This is a genomic window from Plesiomonas sp. ZOR0011, assembly GCF_000800945.1.
In the GTDB taxonomy this organism is placed as follows: Bacteria; Pseudomonadota; Gammaproteobacteria; order Enterobacterales; family CAMTGL01; genus Plesiomonas; species Plesiomonas shigelloides.
Genome location: NZ_JRKB01000013.1, coordinates 94736 through 106291, shown reverse-complemented (window position 1 = coordinate 106291; position 11556 = coordinate 94736). Strand labels below are relative to the sequence as shown.

Genomic DNA, 11556 nt, shown 5'->3' with positions numbered 1-11556 from the left:
TGTGTAAATATCGTTGCGGCTTGGCCGTTTTTCGCACGACTCAAACCCGAATACTGACCTTGGTGTGTGTTCGGGTTTTTCTTTGTCTGCGGATGGGTTACCGAGTGTGTGCAGATTTATTATGGACTAAAGGCGAACTTTATTTTTATCCCTAACAGTGACATGGTAATAGCTCTACTTATTGCGGCCGTGGTTTGCGCATCTTGATGGTAGAACAACAAACGGCACGCAAGATACCCGTGGTACTGAATGTAAATGACACACCTGATGACAACACGCGTCCGTCGGCGGCGGCATCTCTGGCAGTTTCAATGTCAGCGTCGTTCGTCTTGTAATCTTGGCCGCGGGGAATGCGGTGACACGCACGGTGAAATGAATCTAGGGAGTAAAACTATGCAGCATCAGCATATCGGCAAGGTTGTCGTATTGACTGGCGCCGGGATTTCCGCCGAATCCGGGATCCGGACTTTTCGCGATCAAAATGGGTTGTGGGAAAACCATCGGATTGAAGATGTCGCCACCCCTGAAGGTTATTTGCGCGATCCAGAGCAGGTGCAGCATTTTTACAACCTACGTCGTCAAGAGTTGTTGTCGGAAGACTTAGAGCCAAATCCTGCGCACGTGGCGTTGGCGACTTTGGAAGCGGCGCTGGGGGATAACTTCCTGCTAGTGACGCAAAACATCGATAACTTGCACGAACGTGCCGGAAATCGTCGGATTATTCATATGCACGGTGAATTGCTCAAAGCGCGTTGTCCGGAGTCAGGGCAAACCATTGAGTGGCGCGGCGATTTACATACCGATGATCATTGTCATTGTTGCCAAATTCCTTCTCCGCTGCGTCCACACGTGGTGTGGTTTGGTGAGATGCCAATTGGGATGGATAAGATTTACACCGCGTTAGCGCAGGCTGACTTGTTTATTGCGATTGGCACGTCGGGCAATGTGTATCCGGCGGCGGGGTTTGTGCATGAGGCGCGCTTGGCGGGGGCGCACACCGTTGAGCTAAATTTAGAGCCGAGCCTCGTGGAAAATGAGTTTGCTGAGAAGCTATATGGCAAAGCCAGTGACGTGGTGCCAGCTTTTGTGAATCAGCTATTGGCGGGCGAATATCGCTAATCACAAGAGTGGATCAAGTTGGGGCAATTTTTTGCACAACATTCGCTTTCACCAAACATCCGCTTTTGCCAAATATCAGTGAAGCGTCCGTGAAACACGAGTGACATTGTCGTGAAGTATCTTCGTGACGCATGCAGGTAGGGCAGATAAAAAAACCGAGCAGAGCTCGGTTTTTTAGTCATATCTAAATCAGTGAACTGAAATCAGACGATTAACGACCAGCTTTCAGCTTCTGGAAATAGGTTTCGTACAGTTCGTTGGCTGAACCCACATCACTTTGCCACTCACCGGCCATGATGGTTTTTTCATCAGGGTAAATGGTTTTGTCTTCTACCATCTCTTTTGGCAGCAGAGGCTGGGCAGCTTTGACTGGTGTTGGATAACCAATTTCTTTCGCGACTTTTGCCGCTACATCAGGACGCATCAGGAAGTTGATCAGCTTCAGTGCACCTTCTTTGTTACGGGCGTCAGCAGGGATAGCCAAGCTGTCCATCCAGAAGATAGCGCCTTCTTTTGGCCATACGATCTGTACTGGGGTGCCTTCTTGGCGCGCCATATAGGCAGAGCCGTTCCACAGCATACCCAGATTCACTTCACCGGCAATATAAGGATTCGCAGGGAAGTCAGAGTTGAAGGTCAGCACGTTTGGCATCAGCTTTTGCAGCTCATGGTAGGCTTCTTCAATCTGCTTTGGATCTGTGGTGTTAGCAGAGTAGCCCAGCTTGCGCAGTGCAACGTGGAAGAACTCACGCGCATCATCCATCATCAGCAGGCTACCGGCGTATTCCGGCTTCCACAGATCGGCCCAAGAGGTAACGGTTTTCGGATCAATTGCATCCGTATTCACGCCGATACCGGTCGCACCCCAAATATAAGGGATGGAGTAATCGTTATTCGGGTCAAACGGCTTGTTCAGCAGAGCGGGATCCAAGTTCTTATAGTTTGGCAGCTGGCTCTTGTCGATCTTTTGCAGCATGCCTTCTTTGCGCATTTTATCGACATAATAGGTAGACGGTACGACCAAATCGTATGCGTTTTCTTTATTCAGCGTTTTCAGCTTGGCATACATGGTTTCGTTGGATTCATAGGTGGAATAGATCACCTTGATCCCCGTTTCCTGCGTGAACTCTTCCAATAGACCAGATGGGATATATTCCGACCAGTTGTAGAAGTACACTACGTTATTGTCGTTGTCTGCCGCATTCGCAACTTGAATGCCGAGCGCCATCATCCCCACAGCAAGAAGACGTGACCATCGTTTCATTCAAGACTCTCCTATAAGTTAAGGTTAAAAAAGCGGGGTAGAGCCATTTCTCCCCCCGCAGATATGGATAAGTAACAGGTATCGCCTGTTTACAGCTTAATCTGCATCCGCAGATCAGGCATGTTTTTTACGCAGTAACAGCTGGCTGGTGATAATCAAAATCAACGAGCCGCCCAGCATCAGTGTCGCCAACGCATTCACTTCTGGTGATACGCCCACCTTCACCATTGAGTAAATTTTCAATGGTAAGATTTCATAGGTTGGGCCGGTCACAAATGAAGAGACCACCACGTCATCTAACGACAGGGTAAAGCTCAGCAACCAACCGGCGGCTACCGCAGGCATCGCCAGTGGCAGCAAGATCTTGCGTAAGATGACGGTTTCACTGGCGCCTAAGTCTTTGGCCGCTTCTAGCATCCGCACATCAAAGCCTTTGAGGCGCGAATACACGGTAACCACCACAAACGGCAAGCAGAATGTGATGTGGGCGAACAGCAGTGACCAAAAGCCCAGTGATACGCCAACTACCACAAACAGTGCTAACAGTGAAATGGCCATCACGATATCTGGCGACATCATCACCACAAACAGCATGCCGCTGACAAACGGCTTGCCGCGAAAACGATAGCGAAACAGTGCCACCGCAGTCATCGCGCCAATCAGGGTTGAGCAGGTTGCCGACAAAATAGAAATCGTCAGCGAGTGGCTCGCGGCCTGAATTAAGCTGTCATTGTTAAATAGGCGTTCATACCAGTTAAGGCTGAAACCTTCCCATTTAATGCCGTATTTCGAGCTGTTAAACGAGTTCGCGATCAGAATGCCAATCGGGATATACAGATAGGCATAGACCGTCACCATAAAGCTGCCACGCAGCAGTCGACCGATCATTCTAACTCACCTTTTCTGTTCAGCAGCTTACCAACGCGGTAGTACACCAGCAGCAGCAAGCCCATCAATACCGTCAGTGTTACGCTGGTTGCTGCGCCAAACGGCCAGTCACGGATGTTGAGGAACTGGCTTTTGATCACGTTACCGATCAACAAGTTCTTGGCTCCGCCCAGCAGGTCAGAAACGTAGAACATGCCCATCGCAGGCAACAGTACCAACACGCAACCGGCAACAATGCCTGGCATGGTCAATGGCAAAATCACGCGGATAAATGTCTGGAACTTGCTGGCACCCAGATCTTTGGCCGCTTCGATATAAGCATGATCCAGCTTTTCGATGCTGGAGTAGAGCGGCAGGATCATAAACGGCAACAGGATATACACCAGACCCATGATCACGGCCTGTTCGGTGTACATCAGCTTCAGCGGTTTATCGATCAAGCCAATGGAGAGCAAAATGGTGTTCAGCAGCCCTTTGGTGCCGATAAAAATTTTCAGCCCGTAGGTCCGGATCAGGGAGTTGGTCCAAAAAGGAACAATCACCAAAAACAGCATGATCGGACGCCACTTCGGCTTCATTTTGGCAATAATATACGCAAACGGGTAACCGATGATCAGACACAAGGCCGTGGCCAGCATCGCCATAGAAAGCGAGTGCCACATGACCTCCGCATACAGCGGATCGAACAAACGGGTATAGTTATCCAGCGTAAAAGTCAGCTGGATCAGGTTTGCGTCATCCCGCACCAGAAAACTGGTGGCGATGATCATCAGGTTGGGAATAAAGACAAAAATAGTCAGCCAGCCGACGATCGTCGCAATGACGAAATTCTGAAACTTACGCGTCGTCTTCATCGGCGAGTACCACCTCCCAGCTCTCTACCCAGGTCACGGCCACTTTCTGGTCAAGGGAGTGATCCACATCCGGATCATCTTCGTTGAAGAACTCGCTGACCATCACTGACTTACCGCTTTCCAGCTCGACGGTCGAGTCCAGTGTCATGCCTTTATAGTTACGCTCGCGTACATAGCCGATGATGCCATCGATTTGTTCGCTGTCGTGGATCTCTTCGATACGCAAATCTTCTGGGCGCAGCAGTACGTGCACTTTGTCACCCGCCTGCACATCCATCATCACGTTATGAATATGACATTCACGGCCTTCAACATTGGCCAGTACACGCTCGTCATCCACACGGCGGATAATCTGCGCGTCGAACACGTTGATTTCACCGATAAAGCGCGCCACAAACAGGTTGCGTGGCTCTTCGTAAATCTCACGTGGCGTACCATCTTGCTCAATACGGCCATCGCGCATCACGATGATACGATCTGACATGGTCAGGGCTTCTTCCTGATCATGGGTAACGAAAATGAAGGTGATCCCCAGCTTACGTTGCAGGGCTTTCAATTCGTTTTGCATCTGCTTACGCAGTTTGTAATCCAGTGCGGAAAGTGATTCATCCAGCAGCAGTACTTTTGGCTTGTTCACCACCGCACGGGCAATCGCCACACGTTGCTGTTGACCACCAGAAAGCTGATGCGGACTACGATCGGCAAATTCATCCAGCTGAACCATGCGCAGGGCGTCCATCACCCGAGGCTCGATCTCCGCAGCAGGGACTTTTTGCATCCGCAGACCAAAAGCCACGTTCTCGAATACCGACATGTGCGGGAACAGGGCATAGCTTTGGAAAACCGTATTCACGTGACGGTGTTCCGCCGGAATGTCGGTGATGTCCTGGTTATCGAGAATAATGTGGCCGGAATCGGCGTCTTCCAGACCCGCAATCAGGCGGAGCACGGTGGTTTTACCACAACCGGAAGGACCGAGGATGGTCAGAAATTCACCATGGTTGATGGTGAGATCGAGATTCGAGATGATGTCCCTGCCGTCGAATCCCTTACAAATTGCTCGGAGTTCTACTACCGGCGTACGAGAGCGTTGTTCAGTCATTTAGTTTCTTACTCTATCCTTAATGTGTACAGATAGAACCGTCTTTGGAAAAGACTGTTAACCAAAGACGCCACTGGATATAAAAAAGAGCGCGAATGATAATGGTAACTGCCCAGAAATAAAAGGCGTTTTCCCCTTATCGGCGTAATTTTCCTCTTTTCACTGCGAAAGCTCAAATGATAGTTTGCGCCCATAAATTTGCCATTGGACGTTTCGCGGTACAAACCGGCACCTTGCAGTGCCACGTGGTGTCACGGCCATTTTCAACTTGGCATGTAACTCATTTATTACGTGTTACATGGGTTTTGCCTATCACGATACAACCATCACTTACAAAACTATGACTTATACAGAGCTATCACTTAGAGAACTCAGGAAGAGCGGTGGAAAACCGTTCGCTCTGTTATTATGCCGTATACAAGGAAGTCATACCGACAAGGGAGTAAAGGGACTGATGGCATTCTTCTTTTCTGCGCGAGTGACCGCATATGTGGCTGCTGCATTAACGTTGTTACCCTGTACGGCTGTGCAAGCTGTCACTCAGGTCTTTGAATACAAAAATTTCTATGACGACCCGATGCGTATAGCGGCGGCAGATAAGCCCGCGCTGCAAGCGCGTCTTGCGTATTTCCTAGTTAATCCGCAAAACGGCCAAACCTGCCAGATTCGCCAGATTGTGATGTCATCCGGTCGGCATCAGGAAGTGTTGCAGCCCGGTGCAGATCAGGAGATCAAAATCCCGCTGGATACCAATTTGCGCAGCCTTAACCCAAATCTGGCGATGGATATCAACGCGGAGCAGCCATGCAGTTTGTCTGTACAAGTGGTTAGCACGTTGCCGATGACGACGCAGATAGAAGGTAAGCAACTGGCCGCATTGGTAAAAGATATGAACGAGGTTTATCAACGCCTTGGCACCTTTGTCACCCGCCGTTATATGCCGCATGTCTCGGGGTTAGTGCTGCACTTTCCGGTGGCGGATGGCAAAGTTCTTGGAACCACATCAAAAAATCCGCTTTATATAAAAAATCATATTTTGACCCTGAATACGGAACAAATGGTAAATATAGAGACAGATTTACTTACATTTCCGGCCATTCCAGAAAAAATAACACCGTTTATTCAGCAGCATTCGACAAAAAACTGACTTGCCGCAATTCTTGCCTGTGCGCTCTTTGCATAATAGAGGGACTAAATACGAGGCACAGACAAAGATGGATAGACTGTTAGACAGATTTTTCTTTTACGTTTCTTTCGATACGCAATCTAAAGCCAGTAGCCGGCATGTTCCCAGCACCGAAGGGCAGATGAAATTGGCGCATGCGCTGCAGGACGAATTGCAGGAGATGGGGCTAACAGATATTCATTTGGATGAACACGGTTGCCTGATGGCTACGTTGCCGGCCAATGTGGATTGGAAGGTGCCGACCATCGGCTTTATTGCGCATCTGGATACCTCGCCCGATTTTTCTGGCAAAAACGTTAACCCACAAATCGTGGATAACTACCGTGGCGGTGATATTGCTCTCGGTATCGGTGACGAGATTCTCTCGCCGGTTATGTTCCCTGTTTTGCACGAGCTGCATGGTAAAACGCTGATCACCACTGACGGTAAAACCTTGTTGGGTGCAGACGATAAAGCCGGTATTGCTGAAATCATGACGGCCATTATGCGTCTGAAAGAGAGCAATATTCCGCACGGTGATATTCGTGTGGGCTTCATTCCTGATGAAGAGATTGGCCGTGGCGCGCAGTATTTCGACGTTAAACGTTTTGCGGCTGATTGGGCTTATACCATTGATGGCGGTGCGGTTGGTGAGTTGGAGTATGAAAACTTCAATGCCGCCAGCGCAGTGATCCATATTCAAGGTAACAACGTTCACCCAGGCTCAGCCAAAGATGTGATGGTCAATGCACTAACATTAGCTGCTCAGTTTCATGCCAGCATGCCGGTAGAAGAAACGCCAGAGCATACCGAAGGCTATGAAGGCTTTTTCCATCTGAATCAATTTAAAGGCACCGTGGAAAAAGCGGAGCTGCATTACATCATTCGCGATTTTGATAGCGATAGTTTCGCGGCACGTAAGCGTCTGCTGCAAGACAAAGTTGACAGCTTAAATGCCAGTATGCGAAACGGCTGCCACGCCACTATCAGCTTTAGCGATGCCTACCGCAACATGCGTGACAAGGTGCTTAAGCATCCGCACATTATCGATATTGCGCGTCAAGCGATGCAAGAGTGTGGCGTTACCGTATGCGAAAAACCTATCCGCGGTGGTACCGACGGTGCGCAGCTTTCGTATCGCGGGTTGCCATGCCCGAATATCTTCACCGGTGGCTATAACTTCCACAGCAAACATGAGTTTGTGACGGTTGAAGGCATGGAAAGCGCCGTTGACGTGATCGCCCGAATTGCGGCGTTGACTGCTGAGCGTGCGCGTAACGCATAAGCGAGCTACATATCCTTTTTCGTTTCTAAAGCCGCTGATTTCAGCGGCTTTTTCTTTGGTGCATCCAGCGCCCATCAAGCTCGTTTTCCCAATACTCTCTGGTATTTATTTAGCCGGCGTTACCGCGCATTTCTACATCGTGACAGTGTGAATATTTTGTTATCCAATGCTATCTTGTTAGTTAAAGCAGCAATACTTAATACAATCCTATTAAGGTGCTAAGCCTACGGCTGAGTTGAGGTGTTAGGCGCATGGTATCAGTCGACAGGCAGGCGCAGAGCAGAGATATAGAGAATATATTTGCATCGGTTCACATGGCAGACACATCAATACAGACATGTGATACGGGTGGCGTGACAGCAGGTGGGAGAGAATATGATGCAGCTGCAAAAATCAGAACTGGCAGACGCTGAATGGATAGATTTACAGGTGCTGGGTGAGCTGAAACACGAAATCGGTGCCGATGTGCTGAAAGAAGTGATTGAGGTTTATCTCACTGAGCTGGGTGAACATGTCGAGCAGATGCAGCAAGCTCGTCATCAAAACGATTGGGTAGCGTTGGGCAAGTTAGCGCATTGCATTAAAAGCAGCTCCGGTTCATTAGGCGCTTTGCGTTTGTATCAAGCCGCTTTAAGTGTTGAAACGCTGTGCCGCAAAGGTGCAGGGGAGCAGTGCGTGCCGGATTACGACAACTTTTTGGATTTTGCCGGACCAACGCGCGATGCGTTGCTGGCGTACCTAGAAAACTAGCCATTACTCCCAAGGGGGAAATCCTGATGAGTGTGATTATGTTGCGTTCATGGTTGTTGGCCGGGCTGATGGCCGTGACCGGCCTTGTCTCCAGCACTGTGTCGACTTCGGCACAAGCGCTTGAGGCGGTGACGGGCGATCCGGTCCTGACGGTTTCCGGCTCTATTGCTAAAACCAATGTGGGTGATAGCGCCGTTTTTGATAATGCGCTGTTAGATGCCTTGCCGCAGTACACCATTACCACCACCACACCATGGTATGAAGGTGAGAAAACTTTCGAAGGGCCGCTAATTAAAGATGTGTTGGCTGCTGTGCAGGCATCAGGAAAAACGCTGACCTTTACCGCATTGAATGACTATGAGTCGACACTGCCCGTGTCGGATTTAGCCAAATACAATGTGATTTTAGCGCGCAAAATTGATGGAAAAATGCTCAGTGTGCGCGACAAAGGCCCGCTGTTTGTGATTTATCCGTTTGATGCCAATCCAGAGTTGAAAACCAAGTCTTATTACAGTCGCTGCGCGTGGCAAGTGACATCCATGAAGGTCGAGTAGTGTAGAGTATGCCTGCATGAGAACCAATTATCGGCTGCTGGTCGTGATTTGCTTGGTGCTGCTGGGGAGTTTCTTCAGCATCGCCTTTATCCAGTATCGGCAGTTTGATGATCTGAAACGGACCGCCAGTATCGGTGACGATAACCTGATGTGGACCTACTTTCAGTTGCAGAATGAGTTTTACCGTCTGCAGTACCAGTTACTGAAAGTACAAAATGAACAGGGCAGTCCGGATACCATGCAGGCACTACAGCTTCGCTATGACACCTTTGTTAGCCGTATCAATCTGGCGTTGCATGGCAGTGATAGCCGTGAAATTCTCAATGGCCAGCCGATTTATCAGCAAATCAAACATGAACTGCCGAAATTTATTGCCTACGCCGACACTATTTTAGGGCCAGATGTTGACGTGCAATATGATCCGGTGCGCTTTAAACAGCTAGAACTGGCATTGGCGCGTTTGCACCCACTGATTCAAAAAACCATCTTGCAAGTGAATGTCTCGTTTACGGATTTCGACGAAAGCCGTAATCAGACCGTCAGTAACCAGATTGTCACTACTACTGCGATTGCCTCCTTGCAGTTTGTGCTGATTATTGCGTTTGCCTTGCTGGCGTGGCGTCAATTGCAGCGCAGTAAAAAGCACAATCTGGAGTTGTTACGCCTAACCGAAAAACTGGAAGAGTCCCGTTTCCAAGCAGAAGCCGGTAACCGAGCGAAGAGTGTGTTTTTGGCGAACATGAGCCACGAGATCCGAACCCCAATGAACGGGGTGATTGGCATGATCTCGTTGCTGGAAGACAGCACACTGAATTCTCAACAAGCCGATTATTTGGCAACAGCGCGCGACTCCGCCGAGCATTTGCTGGGATTACTGAACGATATTCTGGATGTGTCTAAGTTGGAAGCGGGGCATGTCCGGCTTGATGTTTCGGCCTGTTCGCTGTCGAGCTTACTGATTAATGCTCATCGCTTGGTATTCAATGCGGCAAGCCAGAAAGGGTTGGAGTTCACCTTAAATCTGCAACCGGATTTACCAACTTGGGTTGAGGTGGACCCGATCCGGATCCGGCAAATTGTAATGAACTTGCTCAGTAATGCCGTCAAGTTTACCGAAAAAGGCTTTATCCGCATGGATGTGCGTAGTAAGGCTATCAGTGGTGGTAATTACCGCATTGATATTGCCGTAACGGACAGCGGTATCGGTATTGCCCCCGATGTGATCCCCAAACTCTTTCAGCGCTTTTCACAAGCGGAGCTGTCCACCAACCGTTTTTATGGCGGTTCGGGTTTAGGGCTTGAGATTTCCAAGAGTCTTGCCAAATTGATGAAAGGGAATATCACCCTCACCAGTGAGCTTGGCAAAGGGAGCTGTTTTACATTCTCGTTTATTACTAAAGATGCCCCGAAACAGGATATGCCGCCGCCTAACGAGAAGTGCAAAAACATGGCCTGTGAGCAGTGCATCCCGCAAATCCGGATCTTGCTGGTGGATGACAGTGCCGCCAACCGCAAATTTATCTCTACGCTGCTGATCAGTCACGGTCATAAGGTACAAACCGCGGAGAATGGCTGCATTGCTATCGATAAAGTACGCGACGAGGTCTTTGATCTGATTTTGATGGATATCCAAATGCCACTGATGAGCGGCCTAGAGGCGGCTGCCGTGATCCGCAAAATGAAAAATGAGCGCGGCGAAAAAGTGGTGATCATCGCTCTGACCGCCGATGCGATGGAAGATTCACGTGAAATGTATTTGGCGGCCGGGATGGATGACTACCTGACTAAACCGCTGAAAGCACAAGGTTTACAAGCGGTTATCGCTAAACACTTTGATGCTCGTGAATATCATTGCGCTCCGCATGAAAGCGCGGAAATCGAGAAAATCTACAGTGCTAAGCAGCTGCTGGTGGTTGATGATAACAAAGTGAACCTGATGGTGGTGAAATCGATGCTCCGTAAAATGGGGCATGAGGTGGATACCGCCACCAGTGGCGAAGAAGCCTGTGAGAAGGTGCGACAAAAACACTACGATATTGTGTTTATGGATTTACACATGCCCGGCATGGGCGGTATTGAAACCACACAAATCATTATCCGTGAATTGGGTAGCACAGCTCCGCGCATCATTGCGCTGACGGCGGATGCCACTATTGGGGTGCGCAATGATTGCCTAAGCGCTGGGATGGTGGATTACTGCACCAAACCCCTGACGATGAGCCGTTTGAATGACACGATTAACCGGACTTTATTGAAAGACTCAGCGATTGCGTCTTAACAGCTTCGTTTGCGGCGAGCTCTTTATGCCAACAATTTTTACATCAACCTTAATATAGCGACACTCTGATTTTTATCATATGAATCAATGGTGGATTCCCGTTATACTTTCTGTGACCTTGGTCGTGCAGCCGACAAATAACCATCACCATAATTAACCTGTCGGCTGGCGTATTGTCCGCGGTGCTCTATGGCTCATTTTTCACATTATGTACATGGCAGCTCTGCCTATTTACATGAAAAACCTGATGAAATTGGAGCATATCAGTGAGTGCGTAGCCACTACCGAGGGTGTTAG

Annotated in this window: 10 protein-coding genes; 6 read left to right on the top strand and 4 right to left on the bottom strand. The window is 49.1% G+C overall.

The window, feature by feature from the left end; translation table 11 throughout:
• The first annotated feature begins 393 nt into the window (after positions 1 to 393).
• Complete coding sequence (gene cobB, locus L975_RS02260) at positions 394 to 1119, top strand: Sir2 family NAD+-dependent deacetylase (protein ID WP_010863809.1); 726 nt, start codon at positions 394 to 396, stop codon at positions 1117 to 1119.
• A 211-nt stretch (positions 1120 to 1330) separates the two neighbouring features.
• On the opposite strand, the gene potD is transcribed toward cobB, so the two are convergent.
• From potD to potA, 4 genes are all read right to left on the bottom strand, one after another.
• Positions 1331 to 2383, bottom strand: a complete 1053-nt coding sequence (potD, locus tag L975_RS02255) for a spermidine/putrescine ABC transporter substrate-binding protein PotD (RefSeq protein ID WP_010863808.1) — start codon at positions 2381 to 2383, stop codon at positions 1331 to 1333.
• A 114-nt stretch (positions 2384 to 2497) separates the two neighbouring features.
• The gene (gene potC, locus L975_RS02250; protein ID WP_010863807.1) at positions 2498 to 3271 is read right to left on the bottom strand and encodes a spermidine/putrescine ABC transporter permease PotC; all 774 of its coding nucleotides are present in this window, start codon (positions 3269 to 3271) and stop codon (positions 2498 to 2500) included.
• The gene (gene potB / locus L975_RS02245; RefSeq protein ID WP_010863806.1) at positions 3268 to 4125 is read right to left on the bottom strand and encodes a spermidine/putrescine ABC transporter permease PotB; all 858 of its coding nucleotides are present in this window, start codon (positions 4123 to 4125) and stop codon (positions 3268 to 3270) included. Before potB ends, potC begins: the two co-directional genes overlap by 4 nt.
• Positions 4109 to 5227: a spermidine/putrescine ABC transporter ATP-binding protein PotA gene (potA, locus tag L975_RS02240; RefSeq protein WP_010863805.1), complete on the bottom strand. Its 1119-nt coding sequence runs from the start codon at positions 5225 to 5227 to the stop codon at positions 4109 to 4111. The genes potB and potA overlap by 17 nt, the downstream gene beginning before the upstream one ends.
• A 454-nt stretch (positions 5228 to 5681) precedes the next feature.
• Between potA and L975_RS02235 the strand changes: the two genes are divergently transcribed.
• The 5 genes from L975_RS02235 (at position 5682) to L975_RS02215 (ending at position 11259) form a co-directional block, all read left to right on the top strand.
• Positions 5682 to 6374, top strand: coding sequence for a DUF2987 domain-containing protein (locus L975_RS02235; protein WP_047706939.1), 693 nt, complete (start codon positions 5682 to 5684; stop codon positions 6372 to 6374).
• 67 nt (positions 6375 to 6441) lie between these two features.
• Positions 6442 to 7677: a peptidase T gene (pepT, locus tag L975_RS02230; protein WP_047706938.1), complete on the top strand. Its 1236-nt coding sequence runs from the start codon at positions 6442 to 6444 to the stop codon at positions 7675 to 7677.
• A 375-nt stretch (positions 7678 to 8052) separates the two neighbouring features.
• The gene (locus L975_RS02225; protein ID WP_052181210.1) at positions 8053 to 8427 is read left to right on the top strand and encodes an Hpt domain-containing protein; all 375 of its coding nucleotides are present in this window, start codon (positions 8053 to 8055) and stop codon (positions 8425 to 8427) included.
• 26 nt (positions 8428 to 8453) lie between these two features.
• Positions 8454 to 8981 (top strand): molybdopterin-dependent oxidoreductase, encoded by a 528-nt coding sequence (locus L975_RS02220; protein ID WP_225624416.1) that lies wholly within the window; start codon positions 8454 to 8456, stop codon positions 8979 to 8981.
• Positions 8982 to 8997: 16 nt separating this feature from the next.
• Positions 8998 to 11259 (top strand): response regulator, encoded by a 2262-nt coding sequence (locus L975_RS02215; RefSeq protein ID WP_052181209.1) that lies wholly within the window; start codon positions 8998 to 9000, stop codon positions 11257 to 11259.
• Positions 11260 to 11556: the final 297 nt, after the last annotated feature.